Source organism: Prevotella veroralis (assembly GCF_018127765.1).
In the GTDB taxonomy this organism is placed as follows: Bacteria; Bacteroidota; Bacteroidia; order Bacteroidales; family Bacteroidaceae; genus Prevotella; species Prevotella veroralis.
Map to the genome: position 1 here is coordinate 1 of NZ_CP072331.1, position 21,145 is coordinate 21,145.

14 protein-coding genes are annotated in these 21,145 nt (G+C 42.5%); 13 read left to right on the plus strand and 1 reads right to left on the minus strand.

The genetic code is table 11. The features are described 5' to 3' along the window. The first annotated feature begins 514 nt into the window (after positions 1–514). From J5A55_RS08295 to J5A55_RS08350, 12 genes are all read left to right on the plus strand, one after another. Entirely contained in the window at positions 515–3,799 is a 3,285-nt protein-coding gene (locus J5A55_RS08295; protein WP_004381969.1) for a SusC/RagA family TonB-linked outer membrane protein, read from the plus strand. Positions 3,800–3,817: 18 nt separating this feature from the next. Further along, on the plus strand, positions 3,818–5,578 hold the full coding sequence (locus J5A55_RS08300; protein ID WP_004381968.1) for a RagB/SusD family nutrient uptake outer membrane protein: 1,761 nt from the start codon (positions 3,818–3,820) through the stop codon (positions 5,576–5,578). A 34-nt stretch (positions 5,579–5,612) separates the two neighbouring features. Beyond that, a complete protein-coding gene (locus J5A55_RS08305) occupies positions 5,613–6,899 on the plus strand; it encodes a glycan-binding surface protein (protein WP_004381967.1) in 1,287 nt (428 codons plus the stop codon). 93 nt (positions 6,900–6,992) lie between these two features. Continuing rightward, positions 6,993–8,666 (plus strand): glycoside hydrolase family 26 protein, encoded by a 1,674-nt coding sequence (locus tag J5A55_RS08310; protein WP_004381966.1) that lies wholly within the window; start codon positions 6,993–6,995, stop codon positions 8,664–8,666. Between the two features lie 86 nt (positions 8,667–8,752). Next, on the plus strand, positions 8,753–10,177 hold the full coding sequence (locus tag J5A55_RS08315) for a sialate O-acetylesterase (RefSeq protein ID WP_004381961.1): 1,425 nt from the start codon (positions 8,753–8,755) through the stop codon (positions 10,175–10,177). 478 nt (positions 10,178–10,655) lie between these two features. Further along, the gene (locus J5A55_RS08320; RefSeq protein WP_004381960.1) at positions 10,656–11,885 is read left to right on the plus strand and encodes a site-specific integrase; all 1,230 of its coding nucleotides are present in this window, start codon (positions 10,656–10,658) and stop codon (positions 11,883–11,885) included. 51 nt (positions 11,886–11,936) lie between these two features. Continuing rightward, entirely contained in the window at positions 11,937–13,349 is a 1,413-nt protein-coding gene (locus J5A55_RS08325; protein WP_211802948.1) for a site-specific integrase, read from the plus strand. 615 nt (positions 13,350–13,964) lie between these two features. Next, entirely contained in the window at positions 13,965–14,381 is a 417-nt protein-coding gene (locus tag J5A55_RS08330) for a hypothetical protein (protein ID WP_004381958.1), read from the plus strand. Between the two features lie 51 nt (positions 14,382–14,432). Beyond that, complete coding sequence (locus J5A55_RS08335) at positions 14,433–14,831, plus strand: hypothetical protein (RefSeq protein ID WP_004381957.1); 399 nt, start codon at positions 14,433–14,435, stop codon at positions 14,829–14,831. Continuing rightward, a complete protein-coding gene (locus tag J5A55_RS08340; RefSeq protein WP_004381956.1) occupies positions 14,828–16,891 on the plus strand; it encodes a bifunctional DNA primase/helicase in 2,064 nt (687 codons plus the stop codon). Before J5A55_RS08335 ends, J5A55_RS08340 begins: the two co-directional genes overlap by 4 nt. Then, positions 16,879–17,187 carry a helix-turn-helix domain-containing protein gene (locus J5A55_RS08345; protein ID WP_004381955.1) on the plus strand — a complete coding sequence of 103 codons (309 nt, stop codon included), beginning with the start codon at positions 16,879–16,881 and terminating at the stop codon, positions 17,185–17,187. The genes J5A55_RS08340 and J5A55_RS08345 overlap by 13 nt, the downstream gene beginning before the upstream one ends. Before the next feature lie 164 nt (positions 17,188–17,351). After that, positions 17,352–18,278, plus strand: coding sequence for an Abi family protein (locus J5A55_RS08350; RefSeq protein ID WP_004381954.1), 927 nt, complete (start codon positions 17,352–17,354; stop codon positions 18,276–18,278). A gap of 129 nt (positions 18,279–18,407) precedes the next feature. On the opposite strand, the gene J5A55_RS08355 is transcribed toward J5A55_RS08350, so the two are convergent. Next, positions 18,408–20,006 carry a helicase C-terminal domain-containing protein gene (locus J5A55_RS08355; protein ID WP_004381953.1) on the minus strand — a complete coding sequence of 533 codons (1,599 nt, stop codon included), beginning with the start codon at positions 20,004–20,006 and terminating at the stop codon, positions 18,408–18,410. Positions 20,007–20,418: 412 nt separating this feature from the next. Between J5A55_RS08355 and J5A55_RS08360 the strand changes: the two genes are divergently transcribed. Further along, positions 20,419–21,141 (plus strand): outer membrane beta-barrel protein, encoded by a 723-nt coding sequence (locus tag J5A55_RS08360; RefSeq protein ID WP_082239084.1) that lies wholly within the window; start codon positions 20,419–20,421, stop codon positions 21,139–21,141. Positions 21,142–21,145 lie beyond the last annotated feature (4 nt).

The following is a 21,145-nucleotide window of genomic DNA, read 5'->3' on the forward strand; positions in this document are numbered from 1 at the left end:
ATGGGTTACGAGCTATAAACGAGCGAGTTTTTTCCCCTTTCTTTATTCTGCAATGCTTCAAAAAGCACTTTGTTTGATGATGCAAAGAGCATCATTTCCCAATAAAAAACTTGTAAGACTTGGAGAAAAAGTACTTGTTTTTCCCTGTTTTTCTACATTCCAACCACTATGAAAGACAAAAACTGTCATATAATATAGCATTTTTTCATAAGAAAATTGCTCTTGATAAAAGGTTATCAATATAGTATCAGTAACCAACAAAATAATACAATAACTATTTCTAAATTAAATATATCTTTGCACCGAAGTTATTCTTTTGCTAAATAGCATTGAATATATAACCTAAATTGAACAAAAGTTTATCATCTGGAATCAAAGGATACAGAGGAAAGATGAATACAAATAAGAAACTAAAAACGTTGTGTAACAGCAATTTAACATATGAGTCTCTACCCTATAAGGCAAGAAAGTCATAATGGTTAATTAAAGAGGAACTATCTAAACCCCAATTATAATGGAATTAAATAACAAAAAGACTACATTAGTTGTAAGCTGTTTAGCACTTACAATGCTTGGACATTCGCCACATGTGCAAGCAGCAAGTGTGAGGGCTGTGAGTTCTATTACACAGCAGGCTCTAAAGATTACAGGACAAGTTACTGATGGTAAGGAAGCTATTATTGGTGCTACAGTAAAAGAGAAAGGAACAAACAATGCTACGGTTACCGACCTTGACGGAAACTTTTCGCTTTCGGTGAAGGCTGGAAGTACGCTCGTTATTTCGTACGTAGGTTATGTGACGAAAGAAGTGAAGGTCACAGGACAGTCGACTTATCAAGTTACACTATCAGAAGACAAGGTCTCTCTTAATGAAGTCGTTGTTGTTGGTTATGGTTCTATGAAGAAGAGCGATGTATCTGGTGCTTCGGTTACGATGGATGAGAAGAAGTTGCGTGGTTCCATCGTTACCTCACTCGACCAAACTTTACAGGGACGTGCTGCTGGTGTTACCGCTACGAGCACTTCTGGTGCTCCTGGTACCTCATCAAGTATTCGTGTTCGTGGACAAGCCACCATCAACGCCAATGCTGAACCACTCTATGTTATTGATGGTGTGATTATTCAGAGTAGTGGTGCCAGCGGTTCATCCTATGGTTTAGGTGATGCCTTGGGAAATGGTAAGGTGTCAACAATATCACCTCTCTCCACAATCAATCCAAATGACATTGTGTCAATGGAGATTCTTAAGGATGCTTCTGCTACAGCTATCTATGGTGCACAGGGTGCCAATGGTGTCGTTCTTATTACAACACGTCGTGGAAAGGCGGGTGAAGCAAAGTTCTCATACGATGGGATGATGGCATGGAGTCGTCAGAACCGTCGGTTAGATATTATGAATCTTCGTGAATTTGCTGATTATTACAACGACTTTGTTACGACAGGTCAGATTAATAAAGATGAAGCAGACAAGCATTATGCAGATCCATCCTTGTTAGGAAAAGGAACAAACTGGCAAGATGCTATCTTCAGAACAGCTTTCCAACATTCACACCAGATTTCTGCGCAAGGAGGTTCTGACAAGATACAGTACTATGTTTCAGCCAACTATATGAATCAAGAGGGAACCATTATTGGTAGTGAGTTCGATCGTCTTGGTATGCGTGTTAACTTGGATGCACAACTGAAATCGTGGTTGAAGATGGGCTTGAGTACTAATTTCTCCTCCACAAATGACAATTTGAAGTTGGCTGATAGTGATCAAGGTATTATCAACTATTCGTTAACAACCCCTCCTGACATTCCTATTTATAATTTAGACGGAAGCTATTCATCAGTTTCAAAGGAAGGGTTCACCAATCCTAATCCTATTGCGATGGCTATGTTAAACCAAATAAAACTTGAACGTCGAAAACTTAATGGAAACCTATTCTTTGAGGTTACACCTATTAAGCATTTAGTATGGCATGCCGAGTTAGGCTATGACCTTAGTGCTGATCGTGGTCTTCGTTTCTTCCCAACAGTTGACTTAGGAAGTTGGAAGCGTAGCATCAACTCTGCATCGGTTCAGAAAGGTACAGGAACATTCTGGCAGTTAAAGAACTATATAACCTATTCAAACACAATAGGTAAGCATAGCTTCTCTGCAATGCTTGGTCAGGAAATGTGGGAAAGTAAATATGATAATAATCGTACCGAGAATACTAATCTGCCTGCCAATACTATAAACAATCCAGCTTTAGGTACTGGTACTCCATCAATTGGTGTTGGCTTCGGTAGTTCAGCTATGGCATCAGTATTCACACGTCTTACATACGCTTTCAACGATCGTTATAATGCCACTTATACTTATCGTTATGATGGTAGTTCCAACTTCGGTCCTAACAAGCGATGGGCAGGATTTCACTCGTTTGCAGCATCATGGCGCTTTACCAATGAGAGTTTCTTCAAGAAGAGTTTCCTTAACCAATATATTACAAATGGTAAGTTGAGGGCAGGATGGGGACAAACTGGTAACTCAGCTATTGGCTCTTACAAGTGGGGTACACTTATGAAGGCTATGCCAACATTATTGGGTAAGTCATATCGTCCTGATAATATTCCGAATCTTGATATACAATGGGAAAGCCAAGAACAATGGAATCTCGGGCTCGACCTAGGTTTACTGAACAATCGAGTAAATCTTACGCTTGACTGGTATCGTAAGGAGTCAAAGGATATGTTGATGCCGCTCCAGCTTCCTTCCTACATGGGTACATCGGGTAATGTATCATCTGTTTTAGCACCTCCATACGGAAATTATGGAACCATTCGCAATACAGGTCTTGAGCTTACAGTGAATACGCATCCATTAGTAGGACGTTTCCAGTGGGATTCAGAGTTCCAGATATCATGGAACAAGAATAAGTTGGTTGCTCTCTCGGGTACACAGAATGCTGCTATCGTTGGTTATGGACAATGGAATGATGTTGTAAGTTTATCGAATGTAGGAGAATCTCTCTACAGCTTCTATGGTTTTGTTACAGATGGTGTCTATAAAGACTTAGCCGATTTAGAGACCTCTCCTAAGACGGCAAAGTATCCTGCTGATGGCAAGAGCTTTGATCGTAATACAACTCCATGGATAGGCGATTTGAAATTCAAGGATATTAGTGGACCTGATGGTAAGCCAGATGGTAAGATAGATGATTATGACAAGACCAATTTAGGTTCGCCAATGCCAAAGTTTACTTTTGGTTGGACCAATACTTTCCACTATAAGAACTTTGATCTTAACATCTTTATCAATGGCTCCTATGGCAACAAGGTGTATAACTACATGAAGATGAAGCTTACCCACATGAATACTTTATGGAGTAATCAGTTCAAGGATGTTACAGGGCGCGCACGTTTAGAACCAATCAACCCTTCAAAGACATATCCTGCAGGTAGCTATTGGTATAACGATGTTAGCAATATACGTGTAGCAAACCCTGGAACGAATATCCCTCGTGCTACCATCACTGACCCTAATGATAATGATGTTATCAGCGATCGTTACATAGAAGATGGTTCCTATATTCGCTTAAAGAATATCTCTCTGGGTTACACTCTCCCAAAGAAGTGGATTACAAAGTTCGGAATGGAGAATGTTCGTGTATATATGAACATACAGAACCTGCTGACCATCACGGGTTACGATGGTTATGACCCAGAGATTGGTGCAAGTACAGCCGATATAAACGGTTACTCTTATGGTGTAGATAATGGCCGTTATCCATCACCAACAACCTATTCGTTCGGTCTGAGTTTAAGTTTCTAACATAACAAACTTATCAAAATGAAAACAATTAAATATCTATATATAGCATGTGCTCTTACTGCGGGAACAGTCCTAATGTCGTCATGCAACGATTTTCTTGATCGCCCAGCAGAGGACTCCTATAATGCAGGAACCTTCTATAAGGATGACAATCAGTGTGTGCAAGGAGTCAACTACCTTTACAACTCTCCTTGGTATGACTTCCAAAGAGGATTTATTAAGGTGGGTGAGGTAATGTCTGGTAACTACTATTGGAGTTCAAGTCCGTATATGACACTCACGGTCAACAGTACAGATGAAGACCTCACAAATATGTCGAACTCTCTTTGGTCGGTTGTTGCACATGCCAATACTGTCTACAACAATCTGAAGGGCGCATCAGCATCTCAGGCAGTCAAGAACCAGTGTATGGGTGAATGTCTTGCATGGAAAGCAATGGCTTACTTCTTCCTCGTTCGTTCGTTTGGTGATGTTCCTATTATACATGACAACTCAAAAAAGTTGGCAGATGGCTCATATAGTAGTGTGAGCCGTGTACAAAAGTCAGATGTGTATGATTATATTATCATGACGTTGGAAAAAGCTATGGAACTGTTACCTCGTAAGGGTAATCCAGGTCGAATCGATTACTATTCTGCCGAGGGGCTTCTGGCTAAGGTATATCTTTATAAGAGTGGTGTTAAAGCGAATGGTAATGGACAGCGAGATGCAGGCGATTTGAACAAGGCTGCCATGTATGCCAAAGACGTTATAGATAATAGTGGACGCGAACTGATGTCGAACTATTCTGATGTCTTCCGCCTACAAAATGCGCTCAATAGAGAGTGTCTCTTCTCATGGTTGTGGACTGCTGATGCCAGTATGTGGACCGTACAAAACACACTTCAGAGCGATCTTGGTATGCAAGGATTTGATGAGTTTGGTGATTGTTGGGGTGGTTACAACGGTCCTTCAATCGATTTGCAAGAAGCCTTTGGAGTATCACCTGTAGAAGACCCATCCACAAGAAGCGATGTAGACACTCGTCGTAAAGCAACGATGATGATGGCTGGCGACTTCTACGATTACTTCTGGACAGATAAGACTGACAATCGTGGGCGTAAGGGCTTCAACTATCTGGAGTTCCTTTATAATGCTAATGGATATGGTGCTGGTGGACCAGGTAGGTTGCAGAGTGCAACAGGTGCAAACTGTGTGAAGCACCTCTATGGAGATGCTTATGACCATAAGACCTATGCTGTAGATGGTATATCTGCATCAAATATGCATAGTAGTTTGGCGACACCAGTGCTCCGTTTATCAGACATTTATCTTATTTATGCAGAGGCTGTCATAGGTAATAATGGTAGCACTACTGATGCCAGTGCCATTGACGCCTACTATAAAGTACGCAGTCGCGCTATTAGGTCGGCAGGGCGTCCAACAAGCATATCTTGGGAGGACGTTTGGAAGGAACGTCGTTTAGAGTTGGCTATCGAAGGCGATCGTTGGTATGACTTTGTACGTCGTAGCTATTATGATGTAGCAGGCAGTATAAGAGAGTTGAAACAACAGAAGCGTGGTGCTTTCTATGGCTTGAACACTCTTTACAAGAACTACTATGATAGTCATGCTTGGAATGTAGACCCATCAACAATGCACTATGCAACAGATACACAGGCTCCTAACGTTTCAGAACAAACTTTCACACTACCATTCCCAAGTCAAGACATTGTGTTTAATGGTAATTTACAGAAGGGTTCTGTGCATGTTGATGTACGTTCAACGTATGCTTACTAATTATCAATTCTTTCGAACTTAAACATAAGTAATAATGAAATATCTCAATAATATGCGTTTTACGCTGATGGCATTGTCTGTTGTGACCACCTTTGGTCTCTTCTCCTGTCAAGACCAGCCAGACGAATACAAACCAACCAGTGGGACTCCAGAGGTACAGTATGTTCGACTTCCTGTTAGTGCAGACTCTGTTATTACGAAGAGTTATATGCAAACAACGGTCTGCCTCGTAGGTAAGAACTTACGCAGTGTTCGTAAGCTTCTCTTTAATGACCAAGAAGCATTGCTCAATTCAAGCTATATCACTGACAATACCTTGCTGGTTGATATTCCCAAGAATATTCCTTCTGCGGTAACCGATAAGATTTATATGATTAATGAGTCAGGTGACACTACTACATATAACTTTCATGTTATTGTACCAGCTCCAACCGTCTCAGCTATGAGTTGTGAATATGCTGCCGCTGGCGATGAGGTAACAATCACTGGTGACTACTTCATTCAAGACCCTTATAAACCATTGCAGATTAAGTTTAATGATGGGACTTTGCCAGTAAGTGACATTAAATCAATATCTAAGAATAGTATCACTTTCACCGTACCTTCAGGAGCACAGAGTGGTAGAGTATATGTAGAATCAGTATATGGCAATAGTAAGTCGAACTTTGTGTATAAAGATTCTCGAAACATTTTGTTTGACTTTGATGGTTCACATGGTGGTCTCACCTCTGGTCATGGCTGGCGTTCTGGTAAGATACGCACAGGCGGTATTGATGGTAGCTACCTTTATCTTGGTGGATCATCAATGCAGGGAAAGGTTGGTGCAACATGGAATGAAGATGACTTCTCAATGAATTATTGGCCAGAGCCATCAGCAGGGTTCCCTGAATTGACCTCTATTCCAAGTTTTGCCAATATGTTAGATACGTGCGACATCAATGATCTTGCTTTAAAGTTTGAATGCCGTGTACCCACTACTGCTGCATGGAGCGCATCGTCATTACAGCTTATCTTTACAGGCAATCAGGACGTAACCTTCCTTACAGCTAACAGTCAATACAATAACAATACTGACCTTCCTCGTGGCTTATGGACACCTTGGCAAGGAACTGGAACATTCAACACAAACGATGGTTGGATTACAGTAACGATTCCTCTCTCATCCTTTAATAAAACCCATGAAGGGCAGCCTGCTGGTAAGACTGTTGCGAAGAATCGTATGACAGGCTTCTCTTTCTTCCTATGGAATGGAGGTATAGAAGGAACCGACTGTACGCCAGAATTAGATATTGATAACGTGAGAGTAGTTCCGATTAAATAAAGAACAGGAAAGTAGCTGGGGGATAAATGATTCCTATAAGGGCAATATTCCCTAACTACCTTTTATATATCAAACTAAAAAGAAAAAGTTACTATGTTTACCAACAAACTCTATATCGCATCCTTAGCGTTATTATCTTTGACAGCTACTGCGTGCAGTGATAGTGTAGAGCATTATATTGCCGATGTCGATGCTCCTACATTTACAGGTGTCAATCCCGAAACCAACATCAAGGCGGGACTTGACTCTATTATCGTTTCATACGATAAGAATGTGTTCTTCTCATCAGCCGATTATAGTAAGATTACGCTCAACGGATCACCTGTTGTTAGTGCCAATGTACTGGGCTCATCACATCAATTACTTATTATGGCAAATATCAGTCGTGGTAAAAGTTATGAGCTTGTTATCCCAGAAGGTGTTGTAACTGGACCTAATCACAAAGCAGCACCAATGGTAAAGACTACCCTTGTCGCTCAAACACAACACATTGCTAATGCTCCGGTCAATACCAATGCCACAGCTGAAACCCAAGCCCTCTACCAGAAACTTGTTGATAACTATGGGAAAAAGACTTTCTCAGCAACAATGGCTGATGTAGCATGGAATAATAAGAATGCCGAAAGAGTACATCAGCTTACAGGTAAGTATCCAACTATCAACGGATACGACTATATACACCTACAATCAAGTCATCATGGTGGTTGGATAGATTATGCAGATATTACTCCAGTACAGTCTTGGCATAACGCAGGTGGAATCGTTACCATTGGTTGGCACTGGAACGTTCCGACGTCTAATCCATACGCCTCAAACGTACCAGTAGTGCTTTATGGTGGTCCTAACAAGGTTATGCCAGCCGACTGGAGCGGAAATATACAACTTACCTCACAGGCTACAAAAGATATTTTAGCCAATGCATCTATAGGAAGTAAGTTGGTAGTAAAGATTACCAATGTGAAGTCTGGAGCACAAGGCTCTATTAAGAATAGTAGCTGGGTAGGCTTTATAGACGAAAGCGGGAAGAATTGGGATTACTTCGATATCAGTGGCAATAGCTACTCAATGACACTCGACCAAACTACCCTTAACGAGATGCGTGCCAACGGCTTTATCATAGGTGGTCACGACTATACGGTCACAGGCATTACTGTTGAGGCTGCAGGAACAGTGAAATATGACTTCTATGCAGCAAAGAATGACTTCACTCTTGATGATGCTGTAACTGAAGGAACATGGGCAAATCGCTTTATGAAGAGTGATTTAGAGAAGATAACACCTTATCTATTGCAGTTGCAGCAGGCTGGAATCCCTGTCTTATGGCGTCCACTACATGAGGCAGCAGGTAAATGGTTCTGGTGGGGTAATGGTTCTGCAGCATCCTATGTGAAACTCTGGCGTACCATGTATGACTTCTTTAAGCAGAAAGGTGTCAATAACCTTATTTGGGTATGGACATCCGAAGGGAATGATGCAGCATGGTATCCAGGCGATGAATATGTTGATATCATTGGCTCTGATGTATATGGGAAAGATGGCGTTGCCGTCTCTGCCGAACAAATGGCTGAACGCTTCAACTCCCTCGCCTACCGTTATCCTACGAAGATGATTTCGCTCACGGAGTGTGGTACAGTGACCGATATTCCTGCACAGTGGAAGGGTGATGCACAGTGGAGTTGGTTCATGCCATGGTATGGAGGCACACATGCTACTGACGATTGGTGGAAGGCTGCCATGAACTCTGAAGATGTTATAACACGTAACTAATAGCTATAATAGTTTGGGGAGATTCTAATGAGGTAAATCTTGTTAGCTTCTCCCTAACTCTTTAACAATAAAAATACGAATTAAGGATGATAAGGCAAAAGAGTATTTTCATTTCTCTGCTTATGTTAATGGTAAGCTTCTCGGCTACTGCCAAGGTTCGATTGCCACATATTCTTTGTGACAATATGGTATTGCAACAGCAAACCGACGTACAGTTATGGGGGTGGGCTACTCCACAAGCATGTGTGAGTATTAAGCCATCATGGGGCAATAAGCAGGTCGTGAAAGCCGACAAAAATGGACGATGGAATCTTCGTGTGCGAACTCCAAAAGGTGGTTATACACCCTTGAGTATTACTTTTAGTGAGGGAAACTCTATAACACTTCATAATATCCTCTCTGGTGAAGTATGGGTTTGTGGAGGACAGAGCAATATGGAGATGCCACTGAAAGGCTTCAATGACTGCCCTGTAGAAGGCTATCAAGAGGCAATTGCCGAATCAGGAGACATTCAAGGAATACGTTATACGAAAATCCCTGCTACAATGCGCACGATGCCTCAAGATGATGCAGAATGCCATTGGGAAATAGTCAATCCAAATACAGCTAATGAGTGCAGTGCTATAGGTTATTTCTTTGCCTGCCGCTTGCATAAAATGATTGATATGCCCATCGGACTTATTCTTGCCAATAAAGGGGGAACAAGAGTAGAGAGCTGGCTTGAAAAGGATTATCTCAAACAGCATACCAATGAGCCTACTGATTCCGCTGACATCGTAAGACAGTACCCTACAGCGTGGTTACGCCCTTTGTTATGGGGCAATGGAACCTTCCATCCCATTCTAAATTTCACCGTGCGAGGCATCCTCTTTTTCCAAGGATCAAGCAACGTTGGTCACATGACAGAGGTTTATGGCGAACGACTAACACAGCTCATCAGTCAATGGCGCAAGGGATTCCGATCGCCTAATCTTCCATTTTACTTTGTCGAGATAACGCCATATAGCTTTGGTAATATTCATGGTACTGAAGCCGCTTTGCTCCGTATGCAGCAACAACGTGTTGCACAGAACGTCAGCAACACGGTGCTTATAGGGACAAACGACCTGGTTTATCCAAGTGAAACTGACCAGATACACCCCTGCCAGAAACGACAGATTGGTGAGCGTCTTGCCATGACTGCGGCTGCACGTGATTATGGATTTGAGAACATCTACTATCGTTGTCCAAGCCTTGACAAAGTGGAGATACATCAAGACAGCTGCTATGTATATCTCAAAGATACTTACAACGGAATAGCTGCAGCAACTTCGTATGAAGGGTTTGAGATAGCTGGTAACGATGGGATTTACCATCCTGCCCAAGCACAATACCTCCATAATGGTAAGTTTGTACTGACATCACCTGGCATTACAAACCCCGTTAATGTACGTTACTGTTACCATAATTTCCAGTTGGGAACGGTCAAGAATCAAGCAGGATTACCACTACTTCCTTTCTCAACAAACTGATTGAAGTAGCCTTTATAGTGTGAATGATCCATAAATTTAGACTCCCGAAACTTTTCACTTTTTAGTTTCTTTATTGTACACTGCAATATTTTGAAATTCAACACATTACATTCATGTTATCAAAAGGGCGTATATTGAACAGCAATATACGCCCTTTTGCACGTCATAAGACGCCCTTTTGGCTTGCAACTAATCAAGGAAAATGAAGAAAGGTCGAAGTTGGTGTAAACTAACTGATAATGAGGAGGAAATGGAATAATTTGCGTAAAACTGCATCGTTCGTAAAAGGCAGTACTATGCAGATTTAGGCAGAAGTTCAGTTACCAAAGCGTTACCCGATTATGACTTAGGTAACAATGAAGAAGATACGGGTAACTGAATTATTTTCGCTCGTGTGGCTGTTGCTTCGGTCGGCAGTATTCTGCATAAGTGAGGAACGCTTTAATTCGGGTAACTTTGCCCACAAATATTAAAGCGTATGAAAACAGAGAAAATGAAGGTGTTGCTCTACCTTAAAAAGAGCGGTCTTGACAAGTCGGGCAGAGCTCCGATTATGGGACGCATCACCGTCGGGCATTCCATCGCACAGTTCAGTTGCAAGTTATCCTGCGATCCCGACCTATGGAACCCACGTGAGAGCCGAATGGACGGAAAGAGCCGTGAGGCAGTGGAGATAAACGGCAGGTTGGAGAATCTGTTGTTGTCCGTTCAGTCTGCTTATCAGTCCTTGCTCTCCAAAGGCTGCCCATTTGACGCAACCGATATAAAAGAGCAGTTTCAGGGCAGCGTGCAGACACGGTGCATGCTCATCGAGAGGTTGGATATGCTCATCAAGGAAAAAGAAAGCCATGTAGGTATAGACATCAAGGAAGGAGCCATACACGGCTACCACTCCGCCCGCATACATTTACAGAAATTTATTCAATGGAAGTACAAGGTCTCGGACTTGGCATTCTCGCAACTCACAGAGAATTTTATCAATGAGTTCCGGCAGTATTTCTTAGGTGAGTGCGGTTTTCAGGAAAGCACGTTCTATAATGTAGCCACGCATTTAAAGACGGTATGCAGATTGGCATACCGTGAGGGATTGGCAGATGTACTACTATTTGACAAAGCCAAAATCAGCAAAGGCGACAACAAACTGCCCAAAGCATTGGACAGGGAAGCATTGGACAAGTTAAAGGCTCTCCGCTTTGATGATTTGGAGGAGGAAATGGAAACGGCAAGAGACATCTTTCTCTTCGCCTGTTATACAGGTGCAGCCTATTGCGACTTGATGGAACTGAAGAAATCCCATCTTGTCCGTGATGATGATGGAAACCTATGGCTGAAGTTCAATCGTCAGAAGACCGGTGTACTTTGCCGTATCAAGCTATTACCCGAAGCCATAAGGCTGATGGAGAAGCTCCACAGCGGTGAAAGGGAAACATTGCTCCCCTATATCAAGTACAAGAACTATCAGACCTGTCTGAAAGCCCTGCGGCTTCGTGCTGGCATCTCGTTTCCCTTTACCACGCACACGGCAAGGCATACTTTCGCAACGCTCATCACGCTTGAACAGGGCGTGCCTATTGAGACGGTGAGCAAGATGCTGGGACATTCCAACATAAGCATGACCGAACGCTACGCAAAGGTAACACCACAGAAACTCTTTGAGGAATTTGACCGTTTCCGTTCTTTCACCGATGATATGCAGTTGGCTATATAAGCCTTATCAAATTACTTTATTCCTTATTCATTCAATCAAAATATCAAGACAATGAGAAGTACATTCAAGATACTGTTCTATATTAACAGACAGAAAACAAAGGCGGACGGAAAGACAGGCATTCTCTGCCGTATCACCATAGACGGGAAAAGCGCAGCCATTAGCACAGGCGAAGAGTGTAAGCCCTCCGAGTGGAATGCCAAACAGGGCTTGACGACAGACAGGAAAATCAATCAAAGACTCCATGAGTACAGGAAATTTGTGGAAAAGACCTATCGGGATATACTGACAAGAGACGGAGTGGTAAGTGCAGAACTTATCAAGAATCACCTGCAAGGCATATCAGAGAATCCGACAACTCTCCTTGCCATGAGCAAGGCGGAACTGCGAGCAATCAAGGAAAGCGTTGGAAGGTCAAGAGCTGCGGGAACTTATCTGAACCTGTCCCATTCTGAGAGAAATCTCCGTGAGTTTGTGGAAGATAAAGGAGTGCAGGATATACCTATTGGGGCAATCACGGAGGACTTGTTTGAGGAATACCGCTTCTTTCTCAAAAAGCGTGGATTGAAGGGAACGACTATCAACAACTATCTCTGCTGGCTGAGCAGGTTGATGTTCCGTGCAGTTAGTCAAAGGATTATCCGCTACAATCCTTTTGAGCATGCCAAGTATGAAAAAGAAGAAAAGAAGATACGCTTCCTGCAAAAGAGTGAAGTCGCTAAACTTGCGACAATGAAAATGAATGACAGCGAGGCGGAATTGGCAAGGCTGATGTTCGTCTTTTCCTGTCTTACGGGACTGGCAATCGCTGATATGGAACACTTGCTATATAAGCATATCCAAACGGCAGCGGACGGAAGGAAGTATATCCGAAAAGAACGCCAAAAGACAAAGGGGGAGTTCATTGTGCCGCTGCATCCGATAGCGGAAGCCATTATCAACTATTGTAGGAATGAACAAGAAGGGAACAAAGCGCATCAAGCAATAAAAGAAAAAGGCGACAGCCTTGTATTCCCCCGTGATTGCAGTCGCAGTGTAATGGGCAAGAACCTGTGTATTGTAGGCAAGGCTTGCGGCATAAAGGAACGGTTGTCGTTTCACATGGCTCGCCACACCTTCGGAACGATGAGCCTTAGTGCAGGAATACCTATCGAGAGCATAGCCAAGATGATGGGACACGCTTCTATATCAAGCACACAGATTTACGCACAGGTGACGGACAAGAAAATTTCTGAGGATATGGACAGGCTCATAGCCAAACAAACGGTAAAGGGAAAGGAAACTGCGGAGAGAGAGGGAAATGACCATTCCGCTGCAACTCCTTGTATCATAGTCTTTTATTTTTTTATCCTTTTAAATTGTAGCCATATTGTAGCCACAACAGAGTATTTTGAGAGTACACGCAGATACTGCTACCCGAAATGCGCACTTGCATTTCTTGGGTTCAAAAGTACAAAAAAGTAGAACATTCTCCAAATTATTGTGGGAAAATGTTTTAGAAATCTTTTGGCTACAATTTTCAGTGAGGGTGTGTCAAAATGCAAATACCATTTTGATAATCTTACAGTTTGAAACAATTCATTAAAAAAGACCATTTCTGTACTCGATTTTGAGTAAAGAAATGGTTTTTCTTTGCCTTTAGAAAAAAATTACTTATAGTTTGAAAGTTGTCAAGTTATTAATTTGCATTTTGACACACCCTCACTGACAGTCCCAAAGGTGTGATTGATTGATATGGCAGGCTCAATATTTTCGTCTATGCAATGAGCATCAAGGCAACAAATAAGTAACTACTCTGCAATACTGAAAAACAAGCATCATTGGTTTTCAATAAGTTACAGTCTTCTACCTCTGTGAATTTAGACAAATTCTGGCATTCAGAAGAGTTTTTCGCTAATATCCCAATTGTAAGTTACTGATGTTCAATGCTGACGATTGCTGAATAGTTACACAAATAATGCATAATGTAAAAAAAGCAAAATGACAATATAATGCCAACATTGGCAATTTAATATTCTTTCTAAAGCCTTATTTGTTAGGAACTTTGCGACATTATTTCCAATAAAAAGACGGATACATATGAAGACAAACAAACGAAACTCCGGAAGTAACGCAAAATTCTACATTGTACTTCCAACACTTGAGAGTTTGCTCTCCGCCTGCAACAACTGCAAGCTTAGGGCAGATCATGCCGGCATGGAATATTCCAACTTTATGAAACATTGTAAGATGCAGACTGACCTTCGCATCAACACCTATGCTAGATGTGCGGCAGCCTTCGATATGGACGTGCTCCTGATACATCTCCCCAAGGGTATGATTGAGTCCATGATAACAACCACGCCCCATAAAAGCCTTCGCTTCTCCACAATGGAGCAGGAAGATCTCATCGTCATTCTCAATCGGCTGTGCAAGCTAGACAGTAGAAGATTTAAGCAGCATCTTATGCAGTTATTGCACCAATTTGGGAAGGACTCTGAATTTCCAGACGGATGATAATCCACGGAGAGCAACAATTCAATCCTAAACTGAAAAGAGAAGTGACATATGACAGAAGAAGACAATTTGCAAAAGACGGTAATTGCAGAGTTACGCTCACTAAGGAACGACATGGAGCGGATAGCCGGCTTTATCGTGGAAATGAGACGCGACTATTCCGTTTTGGAGGATAAGATGGAACTCAGTTCCTCCGACGTCATCAGACTCTTGGGCATTTCGCGGGCATCCCTTGCCCGATGGAGGGACACCAACGCAATCCCGTTCAGATATGTGTCATGCAACCACGTTGCCTATCCGTTCAAGGGACTTTACGTCGCCGTCAAGAGCGGACGTGCCTCATTCAAGGGTTTCAGACGAGTGGAAGCCCTACAACGGCTCAACGCCTACAAGGATGGTGTCCTTAAAGGATATATGGGTGATGGTCAAACTTTATTTGAGAAGCTATGAACATCAAAGAAGAAATACTGAGCCGAACCAACAAAGGACTAGATGTGTTCTGCTTCTATATGCCCATCGACTTTGTGCCAAAGCGCAATTTCCGAAATCCGTTGTATGACGACAGGCGTGCATCGTGCAATATCTATCTTGACAACAAGTCCGGCTGCTACCGAATGAAGGACTTTGGCAACGATGCCTACTCCGGCGACTGCTTTTGGTTTGCAGCCACAATGCTCGGACTGGACGTGAGGAAAGACTTTGTTAATGTGCTTGAAACCATAAATCGGGACTTGCAGCTGAATATTTGCATTGAAAGGAAAGAACATAGTAATCCCCACACAATGATGATGAAGCCTTGCAAACCAACCTTAGTACAACCACCTAACCAGCTCAAGAAGATGGAAGGTAAAAAGTGGTACAAGCTAATTGAGCAATCTTTCAATGTCAAAGAACTAGACTATTGGGAGCAATATGGTATTGATACTAAGACTCTGCAACGTTTTCATGTAAAGTCGCTTGCTCGCTATGAGTCTGTCTCCAATCAGGGTAAGCCGTTTACACTTGGTTCAACACATGAAGATCCGATGTTTGCATACAGTATGGGGAAGTTTGTAAAAGTCTATCGCCCTAAGAGTAAGCTGCGCTTTCTTTATGGGGGTGAGAAAGTGAACGACTATGTCTTTGGCTTCCAGCAGCTGCCCAGCAAAGGGGATGTTGTTTTCATCACAGGTGGGGAGAAAGACGTGCTTTCACTTTCGGCTCATGGTTTCAACGCCATCTGTTTCAACAGCGAGACGGCACAGATTCCTGAGAATATCATCGAAGGGTTACAGCTCCGCTTTCGCCACATTATTATATTGTACGACTCTGATGAGACAGGCATAAGAGAAGCTAAACGGCAGACAGATGCACTTGCTCAATACAAGGTGTTGAGTCTAACCTTACCATTGCAAGGGGGTAAGTCGGAGAAGGATATATCGGACTTCTTTGCCTTGGGCAATGAAGCAAAGGACTTGAAAGTGCTTCTTAATGATATGTTCACCAATATGTATGCACAGACGATGATGATATTGCAATCTTGTGAAATCGACTACGATAATCCGCCAGACGCTTCAAAGTCGGTGGTGGCAGTAAATGGTGTTCCGCTCGGTACGCAGGACAATCTGTTTTGTATCACAGGTGGAGAAGGAACAGGAAAGAGTAACTATATTGCTGCTATCCTTGCTGGCACACTTGGTTCAGAAAGATTACAGGCAGAGCAAACCTTGGGATTGGAGGTAACCGCCAACTCCAAAGGTTTGGCAGTTTTTCACTACGATACAGAGCAATCGGAGGCACAACTCTATAAGAACTTGGAGAAGACACTTCGCAGGGCTGGTGTCAAGTCCGTGCCAGAGTTTTATCATTCCCTCTATCTGGCATCGCTATCACGCAAGGACAGACTGAAGATTATTCGTGAAAGTATGGACTTGTTCCATCACAAGCACGGGGGAATACACCTTGTGGTCATTGATGGTATAGCAGACTTAATACGCTCCGCCAACGACGAAACGGAGAGTATAGCCATTGTGGATGAACTCTACCGCTTGGCAGGCATTTACAATACTTGTATCATTTGTGTACTCCATTTTGTACCTAATGGTATCAAACTAAGGGGACACATCGGGTCGGAACTGCAACGCAAGGCTGCGGGCATTCTCTCCATCGAGAAAGATGACAATCCAGAATACTCGGTCGTCAAGGCTTTGAAAGTCCGTGACGGAAGTCCGTTGGACGTTCCGATGATGCTTTTCGGCTGGGATAAGGCTGAGGACATGCACGTCTACCGTGGTGAGAAGTCAAAGGAGGACAAGGAAAAGCGCAAGACCGATGAACTGATTGGCGTTGTCAAGGAAGCTTTCCGAAGTTCTTTCAAGCTCACTTACCAAGAGCTTTGTGAGGTTCTGATGCGAGAGATGGAAATCAAGGACAGGACCGCAAAGAAATACATCGCCTATATGAAAGAACAACGTATCTTGGCACAAGATACCAATGGTAACTATCAAAAAGGAGAACTATGCCGTACATAGATTATAAAACTGAAGATATTTGGCAAAAACGCCTGTTTGACAAGCTAATGAATGTCGAGGACAAACTTGATCGCTTGCTGGTTTTACAGGAACAATCCATCGACACGACCGTACACCCTCCATTGAAACCTGAATACTTGGACATTATCGACGTTTCCAAGATACTCAAAGTGGAGCAGAAGACCATCTATAACTGGGTTTGGGCAGGAAAAATCCCTTATCTCAAAGCCAATGGACGATTACTCTTTCTCAGAGAAGAGATAGATGAGATGCTCCGAAAGCGGGAGGGATGGTAATTATTGTTGCTTATATTTTTTTATCCGCAATTATTTTGCTGGAACAAAAATAATACTTACCTTTGCAAGCAGAAAGTTGGTTGCGGCTTTACCGCACATGAAGATAACAGTACTCGCTTGGCATACCGTAAGATCTGCCGGCGAGTCATTTTTTTATATATACTATGGCAAATAAAAAATCACGTTCCATTCAGGAACAAATCGATTTACTGAAAGATAGGGGCATGATTATAGAAGACGAGGAGTTTGCCCGTCTTCACTTGAATCATGTCAGCTACTACCGATTAAAGGGGTACTGGTGGGATATGCAAAAGGACAAAGACCGGCATATATTTATGGAGGAGTCCAGATTTGAGGATGTTATCTCACGTTATTTCTTCGACAAGGAATTACGCCTGATACTGTTTGATGCCATTGAAACGATAGAGATAGCGTTGCGAACAAAAATGATTTATCATCTCTCACAATCTTTTGGCGGGCTATTCTATACAGACAAAAAACTCTTTGTAAATGAATCTTTCCATCAACAGCATATAGAGGATTTGATGAGCGAATTTATGCGCAGTGGTGAAGTCTTTATAAAAGAATACAAACGCAAATACGGAGTGTGGCGAGACGGGAAATGTACATCATTTACCCAGCAGCCTGATGCGTGGGTGATTTTTGAGGTGGCAACTTTCGGTACCCTTTCAAAGATATACAAGAATCTCTGTCATCAGTTACCGGAAAAGGCGAGAATTGCCAATGACTTCGGGCTTAACATACACACGGAACTCTCAAGCTGGCTCGAAGCTATATCCTATTTGAGGAATATTGTAGCCCATCATTCCAGAGTTTGGAGTCGGAATATGGTAAAACGACCTATGGACATCAACAATCCCAAAGGTATATGGCTGAGAAATCCTCTTTCGGAGTTTGCCAAGAAAAAGCCATATCTGATAATTACCTCTATGTTGTACCTGTGCAATGCTATCAATGCCGGAGACACTTACAAAAAGAAAATTATCTCATTGATAGAAGAACGTCCGGATATTCCAATTTACAAGATTGGCTTCCCTAACCATTGGAATAAAGAACCTATCTGGCAATAATGAATTTATGGAGATAATTCAACCAATTATCATACACAATATAAGAATGCAAAGATAAAAATTTTTCAAAAATAGAAAGTCAAGCACAAGAACAAGTGCTTGACTTTCATTTGGATAACCAATACATATTTAGTGTCTCCATTTGGGTCTGAAACTCTGTGAATGGCTATCCTCTTCTTTATTTTGAACAGGAGAAGGCTCATTGCTTACCTTGACAGAATGACTATTGCCGGATAAAGCCTCTTCTTGTTTCATACCCTCCGTTTCTTCCTTTTCCTCTTCCGATGGTGCAAGTGTAAGGGCAATCTTTCTGTCCAGCTCTGCCGACTGCCCTTTGAGCGAACGAAGCTCGTCCTCTTTCTTCCACGTTCCATTAGCAATAGCAGTATAGATTTCCTTATTGGTTGCAACCTTTTCTTTCTCCTTCTCGTGCGATTCTATCACCTTGGGGATACGCCCCAGCGCACCCAAGAAGTTCTCACACGCAAGTTTCGGGTCCGCAGCCAACTTACCATTATTATAGGTGTAGTAAATACTCTCATGCCCTTTAACAAAGAAACGGTTCACGGAGCAGTCAAACAGATCTTTTGAGGTACTCTCCGTCTTCACCATGATGGAAAAACCATAAATCTCACCGATTTTATTGTACTCGCCTTTGGTACGTGCCTTGTCGTTAATTTCTTGCAGGCGTGCGGCAATGACCTTGATGTCCGTACAGTCTTCCACGCCCTTGATAGTCAGTTTGTTAATGGGCTGCCCATCGGTATCACGTTCTACACGCTGCTCAAATAGAGCTAAGTCTGACTGTGCCTCTTTGATTTTGTCCGAATGGAAAGACACGGAACTATCTATCTCTGCCAACTTGCCGTTTGCTGCATCACGTTCACGGAGGAAATTCTTGCGCTCTGATTCTAAGGTGGTAATCTTCTTGTCAAGTCTCGCTTTCTCCAAAAGGTCGGTATTGCCTGAAAGCACTGCTACATATTCTGAAAAGTTCATGCCGCTGTCCTCATCCATCGAACCCTCATCAATGGTACGACTACCAAGCGTGTTTGTCTTTAGCTGATTAATGAAGAGCTGCTTGTTATGCAGCAGGTTGAACTTGTAACTATCCAGTGACCGTTCGACGGCATAGATAATCACATCGACCTTGTTGTCCGCAAACTCCTTGGCAATAAGATTTCCCTTGCGCACAGCTCGTCCATTGCGCTGCTCCAAGTCAGATGGTCGCCAGGGCGTATCCAAATGATGGACCGCCACGGCACGTTGCTGGGCATTCACACCAGTACCCAACATAGAGGTAGAACCGAAGATAATACGGATGTCTCCACGATTCATAGCATCGACCATCGCTTTCTTTGCCTTCTCGTTCTTACATTCCTGAATGAAGCGTATCTCGTATGCGGGGATATGATAGTCCTCCACCAGCTTTTTCTTGATTTCCGAATAGACGTTCCATTCGCCAGGCTTGTAAGTACCTAAGTCAGAGAAAACAAATTGTGTACCTTTCTGTGCATCGTACTTTTGGTAATAGTCATTGAGCAGCTTGGCACAATGGCTTGCCTTGTTGTCAATATGATCTGAGTACGCATTTTCATCAATCATGCGTAAATCAAGGCTCATCTTGCGAGCGTAGTCTGTGGCAATGAGCATCTTCGCCCTTTCCTCACTCTCACTCAGAGGTGCACGTCCTAAGATTGTGGCATCGCCGCTCTTGGCGAACTCCATCAGCTTGCCGATAAAAACCTCCTGCTCGGGTGTCGGTGGTATGTTGTGCAGTATCTCATTCTTCTCGGGGCGGTCGATACCGATGTCCTTGGCTGTACGGAAGTCACATATCTCCGCATAAAAGTAATAGGAGCGAATGTAATCGGCTGATTACAAAAGGAAAACATAATATAGAATAATAAAAGGTGAACGATTTGGAAACGAGCGAGTTTCTTTTCCATTCTTTATTCTGCATTACTTCAAAGAACACTTAATCCCATTGCAAAGTTAAGATAAAAACTGAATATTACAATATCCTCGGTATTATTTTACCACAGGAAGTGTTAAATCTGTGCATTTTCGGATTTGTTTTCTTTCTTTTTTTGTATTTTTGCCCCATCTTAACAATATATAACCACAGTGTATGAGTATGATGAAGACAGTCTTGAAAGCAGCAATATTTTCAGTATTATTCCTTTCTGGGGGAAACTTGTCAGCGCAGGTTTCACCTATCCGGTTAGGTGTCCGTTTAGGTTGTGGCATGTCTGTCACTACTGGTCTGGATAAGATTCTTGTTCCAGAAGACTATTATTCCAATTACAGTTTCAAAGACAAGTGGCAGTTTACTCCAACAGTTGGTGTATTTGCTCAGTATCATGTTGATGGTTCCATCATAGGTGTTGAAGGTGGATTTAGCTATTGGCAGAAGGCATCACAGCTTGTCTATAATGATAATAAGGAGTTAAACTATAAGGTAACACCTCGTTATAATTACATTGGTGTATCTGCTCTGTTGAAGATTTATCCTTGGCGCAAAGGCTTCAATATCTCTATTGGTGGACGTGCGGGAGCTAATCTTAATGGTAAGGACATATCTTACGAGAGTAATCAAGAAGAAAGTAAGTTTGCAAACTATCATTTTGCCACTGTCGCTGAGACGGAACGTCTGATGAAAGAGAAGCTGACAGGACAGCCAGACATTGCTGTTGGAGGTGGCTTCGGATATGAAATAGACCATCATTGGGCTGTGGACCTACGTTATTTTTATGGTTTAAACTCTACTATCAAGACAGAGCATAATGACTATAACTGGGCAGAACACTCAACCCATGGACAGAACATAGAGCTTAGTATCAGCTATCTTTTTAAACTTTAACCCT

Excerpts from the sequence above, each read along its gene's own strand:
- J5A55_RS08295 (WP_004381969.1), top strand. The coding sequence starts at position 515 with ATGGAATTAAATAACAAAAAGACTACATTAGTTGTAAGCTGTTTAGCA.
- J5A55_RS08300 (WP_004381968.1), top strand. The coding sequence starts at position 3,818 with ATGAAAACAATTAAATATCTATATATAGCATGTGCTCTTACTGCGGGA.
- J5A55_RS08305 (WP_004381967.1), top strand. The coding sequence starts at position 5,613 with ATGAAATATCTCAATAATATGCGTTTTACGCTGATGGCATTGTCTGTT.
- J5A55_RS08310 (WP_004381966.1), top strand. The coding sequence starts at position 6,993 with ATGTTTACCAACAAACTCTATATCGCATCCTTAGCGTTATTATCTTTG.
- J5A55_RS08315 (WP_004381961.1), top strand. The coding sequence starts at position 8,753 with ATGATAAGGCAAAAGAGTATTTTCATTTCTCTGCTTATGTTAATGGTA.
- J5A55_RS08320 (WP_004381960.1), top strand. The coding sequence starts at position 10,656 with ATGAAAACAGAGAAAATGAAGGTGTTGCTCTACCTTAAAAAGAGCGGT.
- J5A55_RS08325 (WP_211802948.1), top strand. The coding sequence starts at position 11,937 with ATGAGAAGTACATTCAAGATACTGTTCTATATTAACAGACAGAAAACA.
- J5A55_RS08330 (WP_004381958.1), top strand. The coding sequence starts at position 13,965 with ATGAAGACAAACAAACGAAACTCCGGAAGTAACGCAAAATTCTACATT.
- J5A55_RS08335 (WP_004381957.1), top strand. The coding sequence starts at position 14,433 with ATGACAGAAGAAGACAATTTGCAAAAGACGGTAATTGCAGAGTTACGC.
- J5A55_RS08340 (WP_004381956.1), top strand. The coding sequence starts at position 14,828 with ATGAACATCAAAGAAGAAATACTGAGCCGAACCAACAAAGGACTAGAT.
- J5A55_RS08345 (WP_004381955.1), top strand. The coding sequence starts at position 16,879 with ATGCCGTACATAGATTATAAAACTGAAGATATTTGGCAAAAACGCCTG.
- J5A55_RS08350 (WP_004381954.1), top strand. The coding sequence starts at position 17,352 with ATGGCAAATAAAAAATCACGTTCCATTCAGGAACAAATCGATTTACTG.
- J5A55_RS08355 (WP_004381953.1), bottom strand. The coding sequence starts at position 20,006 with ATGGAGTTCGCCAAGAGCGGCGATGCCACAATCTTAGGACGTGCACCT.
- J5A55_RS08360 (WP_082239084.1), top strand. The coding sequence starts at position 20,419 with ATGAAGACAGTCTTGAAAGCAGCAATATTTTCAGTATTATTCCTTTCT.